This is a genomic window from Streptomyces sp. NPDC017943, assembly GCF_044328425.1.
GTDB classification, from domain to species: domain Bacteria; phylum Actinomycetota; class Actinomycetes; order Streptomycetales; family Streptomycetaceae; genus Streptomyces; species Streptomyces djakartensis_A.
In genome coordinates this window covers 190,848-210,525 of sequence record NZ_JBIRHH010000007.1, presented here as the reverse complement: position 1 = coordinate 210,525, position 19,678 = coordinate 190,848, and the positions used below count along the sequence as shown (strand labels likewise).

Below are 19,678 nucleotides of genomic sequence, written 5' to 3'. Positions count from 1 at the left end.
AAACCCAGCTTATGCCGCCATAGGAGAGCACTCCCTGGTGGCCCGGCTCCCCCGCCGCCACCGTGGAGGCATGGTCACCGCAGCCCGGCCCCCCGCCGCCCGCCTCTCCGTCCGACACCTCGGACCCAACTGGTACGCCACCGTCATGGGGACCGCCGTCGTCGCCACCGCCGGAGCCGGACTGCCCCCGCACGTTCCGGGGCTGCGCGCCGCACTGACCGCGGTGTGGGCCCTCTCGCTGCTCGCGCTGCTCGTCCTGCTCGGGGCGCGGGCCGCGCACTGGGCCCACCACCGCGCCCGGGCCCGCGCCGGACTGCTCGACCCGGCGACGGCGCCCTTCTACGGCTGCCTCGCCATGGCCCTGCTGGCCGTCGGCGGCGGCACCCTCACCGTCGGCCGTGACCTCGTCGGGCTGCGCGCCGCGGTGGTGGTGGACGCCGTACTGTTCACCACCGGCACGATCCTCGCGCTGGCCGCCGCCGTGGCCGTCCCGTACCTGATGGCCGTGCGGCACCGGGTGGAGCCGGGGCAGGCCACGCCGGCGTGGCTGCTGCCGCTGGTCGCACCGATGGTGTCGGCCGCGGTCGGCCCACGGCTGGTGCCGCACCTGCCGGCCGGGCAGCCCCGTGCGACGCTGCTGCTCGTCTGCGTGGCCTTGTTCGGGCTGAGCCTGCTGGCGACCGGGCTGATGCTGCCGCTGGTCTTCGCGCGGTTGCTCACCGGCGGGCCGCTGCCCCCGGCCCTGACACCGACGCTGTTCCTGGTGCTGGGGCCGCTCGGCCAGTCCACCACCGCCGTCGGCGCGTTCGCGGACGTCGCCCCCGGGGTCGTGCCGGAGCCCTACGGCCAGGGCTTCGGTGTCCTCGCGGTGCTCTATGGGGTGCCCGTGATGGGGTTCGCGCTGCTGTGGTTCTGCCTGGCCGCCGCCCTCGTCCGGCGGGCCCGGCGGCAGGGCATGGCCTTCTCGATGACCTGGTGGTCGTTCACCTTCCCGGTCGGCACCTGCGTCACCGGAGCCGAGGCGCTCGGGCGGCACACCGGGCTCTGGGCCTACGCAGGCCCCGCCGTCGTGCTCTACGCGGTGCTGGTGGCGGCGTGGGGCACCGCGGTGGCCGGGACCCTGCGCGGGCTGGTCAGCGGTGCGCTGCTCGCAGGGCCCGGCCGAGCACGCTCGGCGCCTCGCCCAGTGACGGTCCGTACCACGTCAGGTGCCGTCCGCTGACCAGCGCGCAGGGCAGGTCCGGGAACGCCTCCGGGCCGTCGTCGGCGGTGAAGCGGTAGGGCTCGTCCGGCAGGACGACCAGATCGGCGCCGCAGTCGCGCAGTTCCTCCAGCGGGATGCGCGGATAGCGGTCGGGGTGGTCCGCGTGCACCAGGTCGACGCCGAGGCGGGCCAGGACGTCGCCGGCGAAGGTGTCGCGGCCCAGCACCATCCAGGGGCGCCGCCAGATCGGCACGATCGCCCCCGGCCGGTCCGCCGGCGCGGGCAGGGCCGCCCAGGTCTCCTCGGCCCGGTCCAACCAGCGGGGACGGGCCGGCACCCCGCAGGCGTCCAGCACCCGGGCCAGTTCCCGGAAGGCCTGCGGCACGTTCCGGATCTCGGTCACCAGCACCTCGGCGCCCGTCTCCCGCAGGGCCCGGAGGTCGGGTGCGCGGTTCTCCTCCTCGTTGGCGATCACCAGGTCGGGCGCCAGGGAGGCGATCAGGTCGACGCGGGGGTTCTTGGTGCCGCCGACGCGGACGGCGTCCAGAGCCGGCGGATGGGTGCACCAGTCGGTGACGCCCACCAGGGCACCCGGCGCCGAGCGGGCCACGGCCTCGGTCAGTGAGGGGACGAGCGAGACCACCCTCACCGGCGCGGCCGGTCCCGGACCGCCTCGATGTGCTCCGCCACGGCGACGACGACGACGCGGGTGTCCGACTCCGCCGCCCGCCAGCGGTGCCGCACCCCGCCGGTCAGGTACAGCGTGTCCCCCCGCCCCAGGCGGTAGGCGCGGCCCTCCGCCTCGATCTCCACCGCACCGTCCGCCACGTACATCAACTGGTCGTTGCGGTACTGGAACTCACGGCCCGCGTCATGGTCGCCGGTGTACTCGGAGGCGTGCATCTGGTGGTGTCCGCGCACCAGGGAGCGGGTGCGGGGCCGGGGCAGCGGCTCGGGGTCGTCGGCGCGGACCACGTCCACGCTGCAGGCCGGGTCGGCCGCGGCGAGCAGTTCCACGGCGGTCGTGCGCAGGGCGTCGGCGACCTTCTCCAGGGAACTGCGGCTGGGGCGGGCCCGGTCGTTCTCGACCTGGCTGAGGAAGGGGACGGACAGGCCGCTGCGCTCGGCCACGACGGCGAGGGTGAGGTCCAGCGCACGGCGCCGCCGACGTACGGCCGCGCCGACCCGAAGGGACTGTTCTTTGTGGTCGCCCATCGCTCCGGCTCCCTCCTTCGCCCGTCGCCCGCTCCCGTGCCCCGGCGGTCCGGCGCACTCCTTCCGCCGGCCTGTCTGCACCCTACGCATGTTCGGCGGACCGCATCACGCGCCCGTCGCATCGCCGTCGTACCGGGCGGTGCGCGACCCGACGGTTCGCGCCAGGGGATCCGCCGCCCGGGGCGGTGGGGCGGGCGTCCCTCCCGGGGGAGGAACAGGGAGGGGAAAGGGGTTCGGGGGGTGGCGTAGCGCTCTGTGGTTGTCCGGATCCCGCTGGTGGGGATCGTGGGGTGGGTGGGACGCGGCGTGTCGCGCGTCCCACCCGGAACCCTACTGCGGCGTCATCCGGTTCACCATCTCCGGGTGCTGCTCCAGCCATGCGGCGACGGCCTGCTCCTCCTTGCCCTGGCCGCGGTCCTTGATCTCGCTCTCCAGGCTGCCGAGCTCGTCCTCGGTCATCCGGAAGTTCTTGATCCACTCGGTGAGCCGCGGGTACTCCTCGGGGAAGTCCTCGTGGGAGATGGTGCGGATCGTGTTGCCCTCGCCGAAGGCCCTCTTCGGGTCCTTGAGCTTGGTCAGCTCGTAGTCGCTGTACGCCCAGTGCGGCGACCACAGGGTGACGGCGATCGGCTCCTTCTTGGCGTAGGCGCGCTTCAGCTCGGCCAGCATGGCGGGCGTGGAGCCGTCGACGACCTCGTACTCGTCCTCCAGGCCGTAGCCGGGCAGGACCTTGTTCTTCAGCAGGTCCATCTCCCCGGTGCCGGGCTCGATGCCGATGATCCGGCCCTTGAAGGTGCCGGCCCTGCCCTTGAGGTCGGCCAGGGAGTCGACGCCCTTGACGTAGGACGGCACGGCGATCTCCAGGGAGGTCGGTGCGTACCAGGTCCCCAGGTCCGCGAGCCGGTCCTTGTTCTTGTCCCAGTAGTTCTTCTGCGCGTGGGGCAGCCAGGCGTCGAAGTTGAGGTCGATGTCACCGGAGGCCAGGCCGGTGTAGACCGGGCCGACGTCCATCTGCTTCAGGTTCAGCGTGTAGCCCCGCCGCTCCAGGACGTTCTTCCACAGGTAGGTGACGGCGATGTCCTCGTCCCAGGGGAACCAGGCGACGTCCAGGGGCTGCTCCGCCTCCGCCGGGGTGCCGCCGGCGCCCTTCACGGGGGCCATCCTGTCGGCGTAGCCGGGGTGCCGCTCCAGCCAGGCGCGGACGGCCTGCTGCTGCTTGCCCTTGCCCGCCTTGTTGATCTCCGCCTCGAGGCTGGTGAGCTCCTTCTCGCTCATCTCGAACTTCTTCAACCAGCCGGCGACCGTGGGGTCGTCGTCGGCGAAGCCCTTGCGGGACAGGGTGTGCACGCCGTCGCCCTCGCCCCAGGCGCCCTTGGGGTCCTTCAGCTTCTTGAGGTCGTAGTCGTTGTAGGCCCAGTGCGGCGACCAGAGGGTGACGACGACCGGCTTCTTCTGCGCGTAGGCGCGCTTCAGCTCGGCCAGCATGGCGGGCGTGGAGCTGTCGACGACCTCGTACTCCTCGTCGAGCCCGTACTCCTCTAGGACCTTGCTCTTCAGCAGGGCCATCTCGCCGGCGCCGGCCTCGATGCCGGTGATCTTCCCGCCGAACCGTGACGCCTTGCCCTTGAGGTCCGCCAGGGAGTCGATGCCCTTCATGTACGAGGGGACGCTGAGCTCCAGAGACGTCTTGTCGTACCAGGCGCCGAGGTCGTCGAGCCGCTTGCCGTACTTCTTCCAGTACGGGGCGTGGGTCGTCGGCAGCCAGCCGTCCGTCTGGAAGTCGATGTCGCCCTGGGCGAGCGAGGTGTACAGCGGGCCCGCGTCGAGCTGCTTGGCCTCGACCTCGTAGCCGCGCTGCTCCAGGACCTCCTTCCACAGGAAGGTGGAGGCGACGCCCTCGTCCCAGGGGATGTAGCCGATGCTGATCTTCTTGCCCCGGCCGACGTCCTTGCTCCCGGCCGAGGCCGGGGAGTCGCCGTCGCCGCCGAGGACGCCCATGCCGCCCGCGGTGAGCGCGAGGACGACGACGCCGATCACGGCAACCGCCGGGCGCGGCCGGTACGACCAGATCTTCAGCCCCTGGGCGGCGCGCAGCCGGGCGGCGGCGCGGCGGCCCAGCGGGGAGACCTGGGTGCCCAGCGCGCTGGTCATGCGGTCGAGGTAGATCGCGAGGATCACGATGCCCACACCGGCCTCGGCGCCGAGGCCCACGTTGAGCTGTCCGATGGCCTGGTTGACGTCGCCGCCGAGGCCGCCGGTGCCGACCATGCCGGCGATGGCCGCCATGGACAGGCCGAGCATGATGACCTGGTTGACGCCGGCCATGACCGTGGGCAGGGCCAGCGGGAGCTGGACGCGCAGCAGGGTGTTGCGGGGTGTGGTGCCGAACGCCTCGGCGGCCTCGACCAGTTCCTTGTCGACCTGGCGGATGCCCAGCTCGGTCATGCGGACACCGGGGGCCAGCGCGAAGATCAGGGTGGCGACGATGCCCGCGGAGGCGCCGGTGCCGAAGAAGAGGATGGCCGGGATCAGGTAGACCATCGCCGGCAGCGTCTGCATGAAGTCCAGGACCGGCCGGATCAGTGCGCTGACGCGGTCGGAGCGGGCCGCCCAGATGCCCACGGGCAGGGCGATCACCAGGGCGATGACGGTCGCCACGAGCACGAGCGCCAGGGTGGTCATCGCGTTCTCCCACAGCCCGAGGGAGTCGATGAACGCGAACCCGGCGAAGGCGAGGACACCGGCGAGGGTGCCGCGCAGCCAGAAGGCGATCACGGCGAGGATGCCCGCGAGGAGCAGCGGCTGCGGGGCCTGGAGCACCGCGTTGATGCCGTCGTGGAGGCCGAGGAAGACGGTCTTGCAGAAGTCGAAGAACCAGCCCATGTGGGTGGTGAGCCAGTCGACGGCGTCGTTGACCCAGGTGCCGAGCTGAACCCTAGGCACGGGCGGTCGCCTTCTCCCCGTCCTTGTCGCGCGGGGAGTCGCAGGGCTGCGGGGTGACGTCCGGCTCGTCGCCGAGGAAGCCGACCAGCCGCTGCCGGGGTATCTCGCCGACCAGCCTGTCGTGCTCGTCCACCACCGGGACCGGGTGCGTCAGGCGGGCGCTGATCGCGCACAGTTCGGTGAAGGGGGTGTCGGGCGTGGCGGTCTCGCAGTGGCAGCCGGGGGTGGCGCCGGCGACCGCGGTGTCCATGAGCTCGGCCGCGGTCAGCACGCGGGAGCGGTCGACGTCCTGGGTGAAGGAGGCGACGTAGTCGTTCGCGGGCCGCAGCAGGATGTCCTGGGCGGTGCCGTTCTGGACGATGCGCCCGTCGCGCATGACGGCGATGCGGTCGCCCAGGCGCATGGCCTCGTTCAGGTCGTGGGTGATGAAGACGATCGTCTTCTTCAGCTTCTGCTGGAGCTCCAGCAGCTGGTCCTGCATGTCGCGGCGGATCAGCGGGTCCAGGGCGCTGAAGGACTCGTCCATCAGCAGCAGGTCGGCGTCGGTGGCGAGCGCGCGGGCGAGACCGACGCGCTGCTGCATGCCGCCGGACAGCTCGTCGGGCCAGGACTTCTCCCAGCCGGCCAGGCCGCACAGGGCGAGCGCCTCGTCGGCGCGGCGTGCACGCTCGGCGCGGGGCACGCCCTGCACTTCCAGGCCGTAGGCCGCGTTCTCGCGCACACTGCGGTGCGGGAACAGGGCGAAGTGCTGGAACACCATGCTGATCTTGCGGGAGCGGACCTCGCGCAGTTCGCGGTCGCTCAGCGCGGTCAGGTCCTGGCCGTCGAAGCGCACCTGTCCGGCGGTCGGTTCGAGCAGGCCGTTCAGCATGCGCAGCAGGGTGGACTTGCCGGAGCCGGACAGGCCCATGACGACGAAGATCTGCCCGGGCTCGACGGTGAACGACGCGTCGATCACGGCGGCGGTGGCGCCCTCGGCGCGCAGCTCCTGGCGGTCGGCCCCGTCGCGCAGCCGCTCGACGGCCCGTTGCGGTCTCCTGCCGAACACCTTGTACAGGCTCTCTGCCTCAAGGCTCGCTGACACGTGCACCTCTGTTCCGTCGGCGACAAGGACGGAGCGAGACAGGGCGCAAACAGTTGAAATGCGCAACCAGCCTCGCTCCGGGGCGGCACCTCCCCCCGATCTTGAAAGCCAAACACAAGAGTGAGCCGCGTCACACGCGCGGTGCGGCGGCGACGTGCCGTGCAGCGCCGGATGCCTGTCGGTGCCGCACCGGGTGGCTGTCGGTGCCGTACGGCATGATGCGAGGCGTGACCGGACGACTGATGCTCCTCGACACCGCTTCCCTGTACTTCCGCGCCTACTTCGGGGTGCCCGAGTCGGTCAAGGCGCCGGACGGCACCCCGGTGAACGCCGTGCGGGGACTGCTCGACTTCATCGACCGCCTGGTCCGGGACCACCGGCCGAGTCACCTGGTGGCCTGCATGGACGCCGACTGGCGACCGCACTGGCGCGTCGAGCTGATCCCCTCGTACAAGGCGCACCGCGTCGCCGAGGAGCGCCCGGCCGGCCCGGACGAGGAGGAGGTGCCGGACACGCTGTCCCCGCAGGTGCCGGTCATCGAGGCGGTGCTGGACGCGCTGGGCATCGCGCGCGTGGGCGTCGCGCGGTACGAGGCGGACGACGTGATCGGCACCTTCACCGCGCGCGCGAAGAGCCCGGTCGACATCGTCACCGGCGACCGCGACCTCTACCAGCTGGTGGACGACGCGCGCGGGGTGCGCGTGCTGTACCCGCTGAAGGGCGTGGGCACGCTCCAGCTCACCGACGAGGCGGCACTGCGCGAGAAGTATGGGGTCGACGGGAAGGGGTACGCGGACCTGGCCCTGCTGCGCGGCGACCCCAGCGACGGCCTGCCGGGCGTGCCGGGCATCGGCGAGAAGACCGCCGCCAAGCTGCTGGCCGAGTACGGCGACCTGGCCGGGATCATGGCGGCCGTGGACGACCGGAGGTCGAAGCTGACGCCGACGCAGCGCAGGCGGCTGGACGAGGCGCGCCCGTACCTGGCGGTCGCGCCGAAGGTGGTCCGGGTCGCGGACGACGTGCCGCTGCCCGAGGTGGAGACGGCGCTGCCGCGCGGCCCACGCGACCCGGAGGCGCTGGAGGCACTGGCCACCCGCTGGGGTCTGGGCGGTTCGCTGGAGCGGCTGCTGACGACGCTCTCGGCGTGAGCGCCCGGGAACGCGGCCCCCGCCCGGGGGCGGACGACCCGGGCGGACGATCGGTGCACACCTTCCGGGCCGACGGTCGCCGGAAACCTTCCGGCCGACAGGCGTGCACAGGGCACGGGGTGCTAACTTAGGTAACCCTAACCATGCGAGACAGGGAGGTCCTCATGGCAGAGCGACCGGGACGCCAGCCGCGCAGGACGCACTCCGCGCAGGTCGTCCGCACCGAGCGGCTGACCCCGCACATGCAGCGCGTGGTGCTCGGCGGTGAGGGCCTCGCCGACTTCGCGGCGGACACCTGCACCGACCACTACGTGAAGCTGCTGTTCCCGCCGCGCGGCGTCACCTACGCGGAGCCCTTCGACCTCCAGCGCGTCCGCGAGGAACTCCCCCGCGACCAGTGGCCGGTGACCCGGACGTACACGGTCCGCCACTGGGACGCCGAGCACCGCGAGCTGACCCTGGACTTCGTCATCCACGGCGACGAGGGCCTGGCCGGCCCCTGGGCCCTGCGCGCCCGGCCGGGCGAGACCGTGCGGTTCATGGGACCCGGCGGCGCCTACGCGCCCGACGCCACCGCCGACTGGCACCTGCTCGTGGGCGACGAGAGCGCCCTCCCGGCGATCGCCCGCTCCCTGGAGTCCCTGCCGCCCGGGGCCCGGGCCCACGCCTTCGTGGAGATCTCCGGCCCCGAGGAGGAGCAGAAGATCGACTCGGACGTGGAGGTCGTCTGGCTGCACCGCGGCGACCGGCCGCAGGGCGAGGCACTGATCGAGGCCGTGCGGAACCTGGAGTTCCCCGACGGGCGTGTGCACGCCTTCGTCCACGGCGAGGCGCACTTCGTCAAGGAGCTGCGCAAGCTGCTGCGCGTCGAGCGCGGCCTGCCGCGCGAGGACCTGTCGATCTCCGGCTACTGGCGCCTCGGGCACAACGAGGACGGCTGGCAGGCCTCGAAGCGGGAGTGGAACGCCCGGATCGAGGCGGAGCAGGAGAACGCCCCGGCGGCCTGACCGGAGGGCGGGGCCGCGTCCTCGCGCCGCACCGCACTTCGGGTGTCCCGTCACCTCGCCGGGGCTCGTACGCTGACGACGATGAGACGCAAGACTCCCGTTCCGCCCTCCCCCCTCCCGCAGCGCCACGGCGTGGACGCGGTGCGCGTGCGGCTGCCGCTGTCCGGTCCGTGGTCCACCGTGCGCGACCACCTGGTCGAGCGGCTCAGCGGTGCGGGGGACGGCGTCGTCGACGGGATGCTCCGGGCAGGGCTGATCGTGACGGCCGACGGACGGCCGGTCGAGCCGGACGCGCCCTACGCGCCCGGGTCGTTCGTGTGGTTCCACCGGGAGCTGCCCGACGAGGTGCCGGTGCCGTTCCCGCTTCGGGTCGTGCACCGGGACGAGCACATCGTCGTCGTCGACAAGCCACACTTCCTGGCCACCACCCCGCGCGGCGGCCATGTCGCGCAGACCGCGCTGGCGCGGCTGCGCCGGGAGCTGGACCTGCCCGCGCTCACCGCCGCGCACCGGCTGGACCGTCTCACGGCCGGACTCGTGCTGTTCACGGTGCGCCCCGGGGAGCGCGGCGCCTACCAGACCCTGTTCCGCGACCGGCTGGTGCGCAAGGAGTACGAGGCCGTCGCCCCGTACGACCCCGCGCTCGTCCTGCCCCGGACCGTGCGCAGCCGGATCGTGAAGGAGCGCGGGTCGCTCACCGCCCGGGAGGTGCCCGGGGAGCCCAACGCGGTCAGCGAGGTGGACCTGCTCCAGCGGCACCCGGAGGGGGCGGGCGGACTCGCCCGGTACCGGTTGCTGCCGCGGACCGGCCAGACCCATCAGCTGCGGGTCCACATGAGCGCGCTGGGCGTGCCGATCCTCGGCGACCCGCTCTACCCGCGGGTCGCCGCCCCGGTCCCGCCGGGCGACTTCCGGCGCCCCCTGCAACTGCTGGCGCGGGTAGTGGAGTTCACCGATCCGGTCACCGGCCGGGAGCACCGGTTCCGCAGCACCCGCACGCTCGCCGCCTGGACGTCGTACGACCGGTGGGCCGCCGGGACGTACGACGGCCCACCGCACGGTCAGTAGCCGCGCCACCAGCTGAGGAACCGCTGCCACACTCCCCTGCGGCCGGCCTGCCCCGCCGCCGGAGCCGGCGGGACCGGCGGCGGAGGAACCGGCCGGGGCTGCACGGGGGCCGGCTGGGGCAGCGCGGCGGCGGTCGGCACGGGCGGCGCCGGCGACTGGACCTGCGGCTGCGACTGGTGCTGCGGTTGCGGCTGGTGCCGGGGCTGCACGGTGCCGATCTGCCAGTCGGAGCGCTGCGCGGGGACCGGCTTGTGGTGGGGCTGCTCGGACACGTCCTGGAGCGGCTTCGGCGAGAACGTCACCGGCAGGTCCACCAGGTGCCGGGAGGCGATGGACTCCGTCCAGCGCAGCTCCTCCTCGTCGCAGTCGAGCTCGACGTCCGGCAGCCGCATCAGCAGGGCGTCCACGCCGACGTCGGCGATGGACCGGCCGATGTCCTGGCCCGGGCACTCGTGGGGACCGCCCCCGAAGGCGAGATGGGACCGGTTGCCCTGCATGCTGGCCTTCAGGTCCGGCCGCACCCTGGGGTCGACGTTCGCCGGGAGCGGGGCGAAGAGCAGGCCGTCGCCGCGGCGGATGCGCTGGCCGCCCAGCTCGGTCTCCTGCTTGGCGAAGTAGGCGAAGACCGTGCTGAAGGGCGGCTCGTTCCACAGGGACTGCTCCACCGCCTCCGGCACCGTCATCTGACCGCCGTTGAGCTGCGCCCGGAAACGCGGGTCGATCAACACCGTGAGCAGCACGTTCGACAGCAGGTTCGTGGTGGCCTCGTAGGCCGCGAACAGCACCAGGCGCAGGTGCTCGCGTACCTCGTCGTCGCTCAGCCGGGCGGGGTGGGTGATCAGGTAGCTGGCCAGGTCCTCCTCCGGCCGGGCGCGGCGCCGGGCGGTGAGCCGGCTCAGGGCGTCCATCACGAAGGCATGGCTGGCGATCGCGGTCTCGGTGCCCTTGAGGGCGTCGCGGGCGGCCTCCACGAGGCGGTCGCTGTACTCGTCGGGCATGCCGAGGATCTCGCACATCACCGCCATCGGCAGGTGCTCGGTGAACTGGCCCACCAGCTCGGCCTCGCCCACCTCGCAGAACCGGTTGACGATGGCCTGCGTGCTGCGGTTGATGTACCGCCGCAGGCTGCGGAAGTCGATGGTGGAGATGGCGCCCATGACGGCGCCGCGCAGCCGCTTGTGCTCGTCGCCCTCGGCGTGCGAGGCGATGGGCTGCCAGGCGATGTGCGGCATCAGCGGGTGGTCGGGCTTGACCAGGCCCTCCCGCAGGGGGGTCCAGATCCGGCTGTCCCGGCAGTACTGCGAGGGCGAGCGCACCATGTGCAGGTTCTCGGCGTGGCCCAGCACGATCCACATCGGCACGTCGTCGTGGAGCAGCACCGGCGCCACGGGGCCGTGCTGCTCGCGCAGTTGCTCGTACAGCGCTCCCAGGTCCTCCACCTCGTGCAGCCGGTGCAGTCCCCCGGGCCCGAGGGCGTGCGCGGGGCAGCCGGGGGGCGGGCCGGGCCGGGAGGCGTCCGTACCGGTCGGGGCGTGGGATTCAGGCGTCACAGTGGTCGCTCCGGGGCTTTCCAGGTGTCACAGGGGGGAAGGTGCGGTGCGGATCGCGCGGATCAGGCGCGCGAGCCCGTCATGGCGAGCGAGTGCAGGAACCGCATGAGGGTCATCAGAACGTCCCGGCTGGAGGCCCGCCGCCGCGCGTCGCACTCCACGATCGGGATGTCCGCGGTGAGGTCGAGGGCCGTGCGCAGCTCCTCCAGGGCGTAACGGGGCGCGTCCGGGAAGGAGTTGACGGCGACGACGAACGGGACGCCGCGTTCCTCCAGGCGGCCCATGACGTCGAAGCTGACCTCCAGGCGCCGGGTGTCGACCAGGACCACCGCGCCGAGCGCACCCTCGAACAGGCCGTTCCACAGGAACCAGAAGCGCTGCTGGCCGGGCGTGCCGAAGAGGTACAGCACGAGCTGCTCGGTGATGCTGATGCGCCCGAAGTCCATGGCGACGGTGGTGGCCGTCTTGGTCGCGGAGCCGAAGTTGTCGTCGACGCCCACCCCGGCCTGGGTCATGGTCTCCTCGGTGGTCAGCGGGGTGATCTCGCTGACCGAGCCGACCATGGTCGTCTTGCCGACGCCGAAGCCGCCCACGATCACGATCTTGGCCGCGGCCTGCGCCGTGTGGGGCAACTGGTCCTCGGCCCGGGGGCCCGGGATGGTGTCAGAGCCGTTGAAGTCCATGCATCACCGCTTCGAGGAGGGACCGGTCGGAGCGCGCCTTGGGGACGATCGGGGCGCGCGCCTGCACCAGTTCCGCCGTCAGCAGCTCGGTGAGCAGCGTGCCCATGGCGCTGAACGGCAGGTGGAGGTAGGCCGACAGCTCGGCCACGGACAGGGGGGCGGCGCACAGCCGGAGCAGCGCCGCCTGTTCGGGCGAGGCGGAGGGCGGCGGGTCCGTGGCGCGCGCCACGATCAGCGTCACCAGGTCGAGTTCGGCCCGCTCTCCGTCCGGGCCGGCCACCACGTACATCCGCTCGGGGTTGCGGACCTTGCCCTCGCCCTCCCCGGGCGGGGGCGCGTCCGATGCGGGGTCGCGCCTCTGGCGTTGGGGAGGGGTCATACGACGTGCCCGTTCCGCCGGGGCGGACTGGTGAGGTGCCCGCCGATCCGGACGACCAGGTCGCGCATCATCGCGCTCATCCGGCCGGGTTCGCACCGGACGTCGGAGAGCACCGCGAGGAAGGCGTTGGCCCCGGCGTTCATCAGGTAGAAGTAGCCGCGGTCGATCTCGATCATGACCAGCTTCATCTCGCCGTCGCCGACGGAGAGTTCCTGGCAGATGCTGCCGGCGAGGGACTGCAGTCCGGCGCAGGCCGCGGCGACCCGGTCGGCGGCGTCGGGCTCGCCGCCGTAGCGGGCGATGCGCAGGCCGTCGGCCGAGAGCACCACGATCATCTCGATGCCGGGCACGCCGTCGGCAAGTTGCTTGAGCATCCAGTCGAAGTTGCCTCGCTGCTGGATCACTTGAGGTCCCCCTCGTCCTCGGCCTCGGTGGGGGCCGGATCGTTGATCAGGTGCAGGTACTTGGTCGGGTTGCGGATGAAGTCCGTCGGGTGGGTGCCGGGTTCGATGCCCTGCTTGAGCCCCTCCCAGAAGGCCTCCAGGCCCTTGCCGGGGGCGTCGGGCGCGCTCATGTCGCGCAGCGGCTTGTGCTCCGGCTCCTGCACCGCGGCCCAGGGGTTGTACTCGCCGCGCTCCTCGGCCTCGCGGTCGGCCTGCTCGTAGGCGGCCTGCTGGGCCAGCCGTTCGGCGAGCGGCATCTTCACGCGGCTGCGGCGCTGCGGCAGGCCGTTGGCCGTCCACTCCGTGACCTCGGGGACGTCGTCGTCCTCCAGGGAGACCGTGGCAGGGATCTTCGGGCTGGTCGGGCGGCGCTTCTTGGGCGTGCGCTTGGGGCCCTCGGGGATGCCGACGGTCATGGGGATGCCGGTGGCGCCGATGCCGTGGGCGAGGCCGACACCGGGCTCGTGGGTGATCATCTCGCTCGGCACGATGAGGATGGCGCGCACGCCGCCGTACGCGGAGGCGCGCAGCGAGACCTGCATGTTGTACGCGGTGCACAGCCGGCCGACGACGGCGAGGCCGAGACGCGGGTGCTCACCGATGTCCTGCAGGTCGACGCCCGCCTTGGCGGCCTCCAGCAGGCCCTCGATCCGGGCCCGCGCCTCCTCGTTGAGGTTGACGCCGCCGTCCTCGATCTCGATGCAGACGCCGGTCTGCACCTCGGTCGCCGTGACGTGCACCTTGGTCTGCGGCGGCGAGTAGCGCGTGGCGTTGTCGAGGAGTTCGGCGGCGGCGTGGATGACCGGCTCGACGTAGATGCCCTTGACGCTGACCTTGGCGATCGAGGACAGCTGGATGCGCCGGTACTCCAGGATGCGCGACATGGCGCCGCGCAGGGTGCTGTAGAGCGACACCGGCTCGGGCCACTGCCGCCCGGGGCGGCCGCCGCCGAGGACGGAGACGGAGTCGGCCAGGCGGCCGATCAAGGCGTTGCCGTGGTCGATGCGCAGCAGGTCGTCGAAGACCTCGGGGTTGCGGCCGTGGTCCTCCTCCATCTCCCGCAGTTCCGCGGCCTGCTGGTGGATGATCGCCTGCACGCGGCGGGCCACACTGACGAAGGAGCGCGCGGCGGCGTCCCGCATGGTCACCTCGCGGTCCACGATCCGCAGCACCGTCAGCAGCGTCTCGACCTGGTCCGCCGGGAGGTCGCGGTAGGCGGGGTCGGCCAGGCCGAGCTTGCGGATCACCTCGCGGGGCGACTCTCCCGTGCGCAGCAGGTCGAGTGCGGCGGGGACGATCTCCCGGGAGAACCGGATCAGTTCGCTCTCCCGGGCGGCGACCCGTTGTTCGAGGTACGCGGTGCGTTGTGCGTGCTCGGCCTGCCGGTTGCGCAGCACACGGCCGCGGCGCACCGCCTCGGCCGCGGTCGCGACCACCAGCACGGTGGCGATGCCACCGCACCAGCCGACGGCGAGCCGGGCCGGTGCCGTCACCAGGGCGACGGCGGCCCCGGTCGCCGCGGCCATCACTATGGCCGGGAGCAACAGGACGCGCGCGGGCGGAAGTTCACGGCGACCGGGAGGGGACTGAACACTCACCATGGGGGCCTTCTGACAGGAGTCGACTGAGGTTCGCGGGGACGTGCAAGGGGTATGTCAGGTATTGGTCCGGATCATCTGCACATTGGGGAACAAGCGCCCGAATTCACCTCAAGGCGGGGCGCTGCGGGCGAGCTTAGTCCGACCGGATCATCGCCGTGTCATGTTCGGCAACTGCCGGAAACCGGTTGCCAAGGGATAGTAGGCTCACCCGGTTGCACGCTGCGAAACCGTTCGAATGCAGTGCGTGACGGCGTACAGGCATACGAAACCCCTCCGGCCGACACCCCAGCCCGCCCGCCTCAAGTCGCCGGCAGGATCACGCAGTGACTTGTCCACCCGCGCCCCTGGGGTGCCGGTGTCCCCGCCGGGTGGCTTGCGTACTCGGGTGCCGTGTCAGTGCCGCGTGCCACACGGCCGGCCATGTCGCTCGCTGATCTCACTCTCGACCTGTGGCGGGCCGAGCGGGACGGGCAGGAGTTCGCCCGTCCATGCAGTCCTGGCCCGAGTCGCCCGACTAGGCCGAGGCCTCGGCCCCCGCGCTGGGGGCGAACCCGCTTCCTTGCTCGGCGAACACCCTGATCGCGGCGCCCAGGAACCCTGCCAGTTCGGGGTGATAGGAATCGTGGAACGCCCTCATGGCCTCGTCCTCGGCGTAGAAGAGCGACATGCCGACGTAAGCCTCCCTGGAGGGGGTGTAGAACCGGCTCACGATGTCGAAGTGCCTGCGGGTGAGCTCCTGGATCTGCTCGTCCCCCGGCAGGGAGCCGCCGTCCAGGCAAGCCGTGATCTCGCGGTACAGGACGTCCCAGTCCTGGTGGACCCGCTCCCTGTCCACATGTGCCCAGTTGTTGGTCTCGGCAAGGCTCTTCGCCTGCTCCTCGGCCAACGACCGGCGACACTGGTCCTCGTAACTGTTCCCCACGGCACCGGTTCCCATCGTTTCGTCCCCCTCTCCGGTGGATCCCGAGAGGCCGCCGACACGTCGACATCGACCGGACGCCGATGATCAACTGCCGGTCCAGGCCGAACGGTGACACACCGCCACCGAGTGGGCAAACCATTTCCACGCCCTTCGGAGATCGGGCAGCGGCACCACTCTTCGGGGGCGGGTCAGGGTGTGATCGAGGGTCACTGCGGGGTGAACCCCGACGACCACGGGACCCGCCCGCTGAAAGGGTGAGAGGCATGACCTCAACGCGCATGTCACGCAGGACTTTTGTGGGCATCACCCTGTCGGGGACGACCGCGCTGGCCGCCACCGCGGTGCTGCCCGCCCCCCGCGCCCGCGCCCTGGGCACGCCGATCCCGCCGCTGGACCCCACCGCCCTGCAGGCGGCGATCGACGACCTGGAACACCCGCCGTCGACCGCGGCTCAGCTGTGCGTCGGCGGCACGGCCGGCCACTGGCGCGGAACCTCGGGCGTGGCCGACCTCCGGACGCACCGACCACCGACGTCACAGGACAAGGTGCGCATCGGCAGCATCACCAAGGTCTTCGTCGCCACGGTGGTGCTGCAACTGGTGGCGGAAGGCCTGGTCGACCTCGACGCGCCCGTGCGGCGCGTCCTGCCAGGGCTGCTGCCGGCCCGGTTCGCTGCTGTCACCGTGGCACACCTGCTGAACCACACCAGCGGACTGCCCGACCACGTCGGCATACCGGACCCACAGACCCCGGAGGAGGTGGTCCGCCACCGCTTCGACCACTGGACGCCACAGCAGTGGGTGGCGACGGCGACCCACGGACCGCTGAAGTTCACCCCGGGCACCCGGCAGGAGTACCGCGGCATCAACTACGTCCTGGCCGCGCTGATCATCGAAAAGGTGACCGGCCGCCCGTACGGACAGGCCGTCACGGATCGCCTGCTGCGTCCGCTGAACCTGGCGCGCACCGTCGTCCCCGGCGACGACCCGCGCATCCACGGCCGGCACGTGCACGGTTATCTCGCGATGACCGACGGCAGCCTCCGGGACATCACCGTCCACGACCAGTCCTCCAGCCGCGGCGAGGGCGACATGATCTCCACGACCGGCGACCTCGACCGGATGCTCGCCGCGCTGTTCTCCGGCGAGTTGCTCCCGCCCGAGCTGCTCCAGCTGATGTTCACCCTGCCCCCGAGCGACGTGCGCATGCTGGACGGCTCCCCGGCCCGCTACAGCACCGGCCTGCAGCAGGCCACCGTCAACGGCATCACCCTCTGGGGCAAGACCGGCGAGACGTACGGCTACAAGAACGCCGCGTTCTCCACTCGCGACCGGCGACGCCGCTTCGTGCTCGCGTACCACCCGACGACCACCCGCGACGGTGCGGAGAGCCAGCTGATCGCGCGGGTCGCCGACCTGCTCACCCGCAACCGAAGCGCCGAAAGCCCAGCAGCCTGAAGGGTGTTGCGGAAGGCCTGAGGGCGGACCCGTTCACCGCGCTGGGTGAACGGGTTTGCGTACGACGCCGATCGAGCGCCCTGGCGTGACCCGCGCGGGGGTGGTCAGCCCACGGACGAGTAGGCGACCACACCCCGCAGCAGCAGATCCACGGCCTTGCGCGAGTTCCGCACGACGGAGGAACCCTCCGGTGCCGCCGCCGCGATCTGCCCCAGCACGTCGATGACCTGCTTGCACCAGCGCACGAAGTCACCCGCCGGCATCTCCGCCTCGCGCAGCACCTCGTCCAGCCCCTTGCCCGAGGCCCACATGTACGCGGCCCAGGCGAACCCGAGGTCCGGCTCGCGCTGCCCGACCCCCTCGGTCTGGCTGATCCGGAACTCCTCCTCCAGCGCGTCCAGCCGGCCCCAGATCCGCACCGTCTCGCCCAGTGCGGCCTTGGCCTTGCCCGTGGGCAGCTTCGGCGCCATGGCGTCGTCCCCGACGCGCGACTCGTACACCAGCGCCGAGACGCACCCGGCCAGTTCGGCCGGGTTGAGGCCCTCCCAGACGCCCGCGCGCAGGCACTCGCTGGCGAGCAGGTCCAGTTCGCCGTACAGCCGTGCCAGGCGCTTGCCGTGCTCGGTGACCTCGTCACCGCGCAGGTAGTCCAGCTCCGTCAGCAGCGCGACGATCCGGTCGAAGGTCCGGGCGATGGTGTTCGTCCGGCCCTCGATGCGCCGCTCCAGCTGCGAGGTGTCCCGCAGCAGCCGGTGGTAGCGCTCGGCCCAGCGGGCGTGGTCCTCGCGGTCGCTGCACCCGTGGCAGGGGTGCGCCCGCAGGGCGGTCCGCAGCCGGGCGATCTCGCGGTCGTCGGTCGCCTGGGAGCGCCGCTTGCGATGCCGGTCGGCCGGGATGGGCCCCGCCTTGGTGCGCAGGGCGGAGGCGAGGTCCCGGCGGGACTGCGGGGAGCGGGCGTTGAACGACTTGGGGATGCGCATGCGCTCCAGCGGCTCGACCGGCACCGGGAAGTCGATCGCCGCCAGCCGCTTGACCTGCCGCTCGGCGGTCAACACCAGCGGGCGCGGACCGTCGTGGTGCTCGAAGCCGCGATGGCCGTTCGACCGCCCCGCGGACAGCCCCGGGTCCAGCACCAGGGCGAGGCCCGCGTACTTGCCGGTGGGCACGTGGATGACGTCACCGGGCTTCAGCTTCTCCAGCGCCACGGCGGCCTCCGCACGCCGCTGGGCGGCGCCCTGACGGGCCAGCTCGTTCTCCCGGTCCTTCAGCTCGCGGCGCAGCCGCGCGTACTCCTCGAAGTCGCCGAGGTGGCAGGTCATGGAGGCCTTGTAGCCCTCCAGGCCCTCCTCGTTGCGCTGCACCTGGCGGGAGATGCCGACGACCGACTTGTCCGCCTGGAACTGCGCGAAGGACGTCTCCAGCAGCTCCCGCGAGCGGTGCCGGCCGAACTGCTCCACCAGGTTGACCGCCATGTTGTACGACGGCTTGAAGCTGGAGCGCAGCGGATACGTGCGGGTGCCGGCCAGACCGGCCAGGTGCTCCGGGTTCATGCCGCGCTGCCACAGCACCACGGCGTGGCCCTCGACGTCGATGCCGCGCCGCCCGGCCCGGCCCGTCAGCTGGGTGAACTCGCCCGGGGTGATGTCGGCGTGCTGCTCGCCGTTCCACTTGACGAGCTTCTCCAGCACCACCGAGCGGGCGGGCATGTTGATCCCGAGCGCGAGGGTCTCGGTCGCGAAGACGGCCTTGACCAGCCCGCGCACGAAGAGCTCCTCCACGACCTCCTTGAAGGTCGGCAGCATGCCCGCGTGGTGGGCGGCGATGCCCCGCTCCAGGCCCTCCAGCCACTCGTAGTAGCCGAGGACGTGCAGGTCCTCGCGGGGGATGGAGGCCGTGCGCTCCTCGACCAGGGAGCGGACCTTGTGGCGCGCCTCCTCGTCGTTGAGCCGGAGCCCGGCGTACAGGCACTGCTGGACGGCCGCCTCGCAGGCGGCGCGGCTGAAGATGAAGGTGATGGCGGGCAGCAGCCCCTCGGCGTCGAGCCGCTCGATGACCTCGGGCCGGCTCGGCGTCCAGATGCGGGAGCGCTGCCGGCGCTCGCGCTCGCGGTCGGCCTCGCGCATCGACCGGCCGCGCCTGCGGTCCTGGTACGACGGCCGGCTGGCCTCCATGCGCGCCATGCGCGTGAGGTCCGGGTTGACGGCCCTCTTGCGGCCCTCGCCCTCCTCGAACAGGTCGTACATCCGCCGCCCGGCCAGCACGTGCTGGAACAGCGGCACGGGCCGGTGCTCGGAGACGATCACCTCGGTGTCGCCGCGGACCGTGTCGAGCCAGTCGCCGAACTCCTCGGCGTTCGACACGGTCGCCGACAGCGAGACCAGGGTGACGGACTCGGGCAGGTGGATGATCACCTCTTCCCAGACGGCGCCGCGGAACCGGTCGGAGAGGTAGTGCACCTCGTCCATGACCACGTAGCCCAGGCCCAGGAGGGTCTGCGACCCGGCGTACAGCATGTTCCGCAGCACCTCGGTGGTCATCACGACCACGGGGGCGTCGGAGTTGACGCTGTTGTCACCGGTGAGCAGACCGACCTTGTCCGCGCCGTAGCGGCGGCACAGGTCGGCGTACTTCTGGTTCGACAGCGCCTTGATGGGTGTCGTGTAGAAGCACTTCCTGCCCTGCCCGAGGGCGAGGTGGACGGCGAACTCGCCGACGATCGTCTTGCCGGAGCCGGTGGGCGCGGCGACCAGCACGCCCTTCCCCGCCTCGAGCGCCTGGCAGGCCTCGATCTGGAAGGGGTCGAGGCCGAAGTCGTACATCTCGCGGAAGGAGGCGAGCGCGGTGGCCTGCTCGGCAGCGCGCTTGCGGGCTGCCGCGTACCGCTCGGCCGGTGAGAGGTCCTCTGTCATCGTGCTTTCGAGCGTACCGGGCCGCACTGACAACAGGACGATCATTATCCGGATCGGGTTTCCCC

General features: G+C 72.0%; 16 protein-coding genes. 5 read left to right on the top strand and 11 right to left on the bottom strand.

The window, feature by feature from the left end; translation table 11 throughout:
- The first annotated feature begins 70 nt into the window (after positions 1-70).
- A complete protein-coding gene (locus tag ACH4C6_RS23785) occupies positions 71-1,222 on the top strand; it encodes a TDT family transporter (RefSeq protein WP_398110604.1) in 1,152 nt (383 codons plus the stop codon).
- On the opposite strand, the gene ACH4C6_RS23780 is transcribed toward ACH4C6_RS23785, so the two are convergent.
- The 4 genes from ACH4C6_RS23780 to ACH4C6_RS23765 form a co-directional block, all read right to left on the bottom strand.
- A complete protein-coding gene (locus ACH4C6_RS23780; RefSeq protein ID WP_398110603.1) occupies positions 1,134-1,853 on the bottom strand; it encodes a helical backbone metal receptor in 720 nt (239 codons plus the stop codon). The genes ACH4C6_RS23785 and ACH4C6_RS23780 overlap by 89 nt on opposite strands.
- A complete protein-coding gene (locus ACH4C6_RS23775) occupies positions 1,850-2,419 on the bottom strand; it encodes a helix-turn-helix domain-containing protein (protein ID WP_398110602.1) in 570 nt (189 codons plus the stop codon). The genes ACH4C6_RS23780 and ACH4C6_RS23775 overlap by 4 nt, the downstream gene beginning before the upstream one ends.
- Before the next feature lie 330 nt (positions 2,420-2,749).
- A complete protein-coding gene (locus ACH4C6_RS23770) occupies positions 2,750-5,362 on the bottom strand; it encodes an ABC transporter permease/substrate binding protein (RefSeq protein WP_398110601.1) in 2,613 nt (870 codons plus the stop codon).
- Entirely contained in the window at positions 5,355-6,446 is a 1,092-nt protein-coding gene (locus ACH4C6_RS23765) for a glycine betaine/L-proline ABC transporter ATP-binding protein (protein ID WP_398110600.1), read from the bottom strand. Before ACH4C6_RS23765 ends, ACH4C6_RS23770 begins: the two co-directional genes overlap by 8 nt.
- A gap of 218 nt (positions 6,447-6,664) precedes the next feature.
- Between ACH4C6_RS23765 and ACH4C6_RS23760 the strand changes: the two genes are divergently transcribed.
- The 3 genes from ACH4C6_RS23760 (at position 6,665) to ACH4C6_RS23750 (ending at position 9,669) form a co-directional block, all read left to right on the top strand.
- Positions 6,665-7,594: a 5'-3' exonuclease H3TH domain-containing protein gene (locus tag ACH4C6_RS23760; RefSeq protein WP_398110795.1), complete on the top strand. Its 930-nt coding sequence runs from the start codon at positions 6,665-6,667 to the stop codon at positions 7,592-7,594.
- 164 nt (positions 7,595-7,758) lie between these two features.
- Entirely contained in the window at positions 7,759-8,601 is an 843-nt protein-coding gene (locus ACH4C6_RS23755) for a siderophore-interacting protein (RefSeq protein ID WP_398110599.1), read from the top strand.
- A gap of 81 nt (positions 8,602-8,682) precedes the next feature.
- Positions 8,683-9,669, top strand: coding sequence for an RluA family pseudouridine synthase (locus ACH4C6_RS23750; protein WP_398110598.1), 987 nt, complete (start codon positions 8,683-8,685; stop codon positions 9,667-9,669).
- On the opposite strand, the gene ACH4C6_RS23745 is transcribed toward ACH4C6_RS23750, so the two are convergent.
- The 6 genes from ACH4C6_RS23745 to ACH4C6_RS23720 all read right to left on the bottom strand — a co-directional run bounded on the left by ACH4C6_RS23745 (position 9,663) and on the right by ACH4C6_RS23720 (position 15,262).
- Positions 9,663-11,219, bottom strand: coding sequence for a cytochrome P450 (locus ACH4C6_RS23745; protein WP_398110597.1), 1,557 nt, complete (start codon positions 11,217-11,219; stop codon positions 9,663-9,665). The genes ACH4C6_RS23750 and ACH4C6_RS23745 overlap by 7 nt on opposite strands.
- Before the next feature lie 62 nt (positions 11,220-11,281).
- The gene (locus ACH4C6_RS23740) at positions 11,282-11,902 is read right to left on the bottom strand and encodes a GTP-binding protein (RefSeq protein ID WP_398110596.1); all 621 of its coding nucleotides are present in this window, start codon (positions 11,900-11,902) and stop codon (positions 11,282-11,284) included.
- Complete coding sequence (locus tag ACH4C6_RS23735; protein ID WP_398110595.1) at positions 11,883-12,281, bottom strand: DUF742 domain-containing protein; 399 nt, start codon at positions 12,279-12,281, stop codon at positions 11,883-11,885. Before ACH4C6_RS23735 ends, ACH4C6_RS23740 begins: the two co-directional genes overlap by 20 nt.
- The gene (locus tag ACH4C6_RS23730) at positions 12,278-12,685 is read right to left on the bottom strand and encodes a roadblock/LC7 domain-containing protein (protein ID WP_398110594.1); all 408 of its coding nucleotides are present in this window, start codon (positions 12,683-12,685) and stop codon (positions 12,278-12,280) included. Before ACH4C6_RS23730 ends, ACH4C6_RS23735 begins: the two co-directional genes overlap by 4 nt.
- A complete protein-coding gene (locus ACH4C6_RS23725) occupies positions 12,682-14,325 on the bottom strand; it encodes a sensor histidine kinase (RefSeq protein WP_398110593.1) in 1,644 nt (547 codons plus the stop codon). Before ACH4C6_RS23725 ends, ACH4C6_RS23730 begins: the two co-directional genes overlap by 4 nt.
- A 514-nt stretch (positions 14,326-14,839) precedes the next feature.
- Positions 14,840-15,262, bottom strand: coding sequence for a TipAS antibiotic-recognition domain-containing protein (locus tag ACH4C6_RS23720; protein ID WP_398110592.1), 423 nt, complete (start codon positions 15,260-15,262; stop codon positions 14,840-14,842).
- Between the two features lie 248 nt (positions 15,263-15,510).
- On the opposite strand from ACH4C6_RS23720, the gene ACH4C6_RS23715 reads away from it, so the two are divergent.
- Entirely contained in the window at positions 15,511-16,704 is a 1,194-nt protein-coding gene (locus ACH4C6_RS23715; RefSeq protein WP_398110591.1) for a serine hydrolase domain-containing protein, read from the top strand.
- Positions 16,705-16,808: 104 nt separating this feature from the next.
- On the opposite strand, the gene ACH4C6_RS23710 is transcribed toward ACH4C6_RS23715, so the two are convergent.
- Entirely contained in the window at positions 16,809-19,658 is a 2,850-nt protein-coding gene (locus ACH4C6_RS23710) for a DEAD/DEAH box helicase (RefSeq protein ID WP_398110590.1), read from the bottom strand.
- Positions 19,659-19,678: the final 20 nt, after the last annotated feature.

Bases quoted from the DNA above. Each gene is read 5' to 3' on its own strand.
- ACH4C6_RS23785 (WP_398110604.1), top strand. From the start codon at position 71: ATGGTCACCGCAGCCCGGCCCCCCGCCGCCCGCCTCTCCGTCCGACAC.
- ACH4C6_RS23715 (WP_398110591.1), top strand. From the start codon at position 15,511: ATGACCTCAACGCGCATGTCACGCAGGACTTTTGTGGGCATCACCCTG.
- ACH4C6_RS23710 (WP_398110590.1), bottom strand. From the start codon at position 19,658: ATGATCGTCCTGTTGTCAGTGCGGCCCGGTACGCTCGAAAGCACGATG.
- ACH4C6_RS23750 (WP_398110598.1), top strand. From the start codon at position 8,683: ATGAGACGCAAGACTCCCGTTCCGCCCTCCCCCCTCCCGCAGCGCCAC.
- ACH4C6_RS23760 (WP_398110795.1), top strand. From the start codon at position 6,665: ATGCGAGGCGTGACCGGACGACTGATGCTCCTCGACACCGCTTCCCTG.
- ACH4C6_RS23740 (WP_398110596.1), bottom strand. From the start codon at position 11,902: ATGGACTTCAACGGCTCTGACACCATCCCGGGCCCCCGGGCCGAGGAC.
- ACH4C6_RS23720 (WP_398110592.1), bottom strand. From the start codon at position 15,262: ATGGGAACCGGTGCCGTGGGGAACAGTTACGAGGACCAGTGTCGCCGG.
- ACH4C6_RS23725 (WP_398110593.1), bottom strand. From the start codon at position 14,325: ATGGTGAGTGTTCAGTCCCCTCCCGGTCGCCGTGAACTTCCGCCCGCG.
- ACH4C6_RS23755 (WP_398110599.1), top strand. From the start codon at position 7,759: ATGGCAGAGCGACCGGGACGCCAGCCGCGCAGGACGCACTCCGCGCAG.
- ACH4C6_RS23775 (WP_398110602.1), bottom strand. From the start codon at position 2,419: ATGGGCGACCACAAAGAACAGTCCCTTCGGGTCGGCGCGGCCGTACGT.
- ACH4C6_RS23735 (WP_398110595.1), bottom strand. From the start codon at position 12,281: ATGACCCCTCCCCAACGCCAGAGGCGCGACCCCGCATCGGACGCGCCC.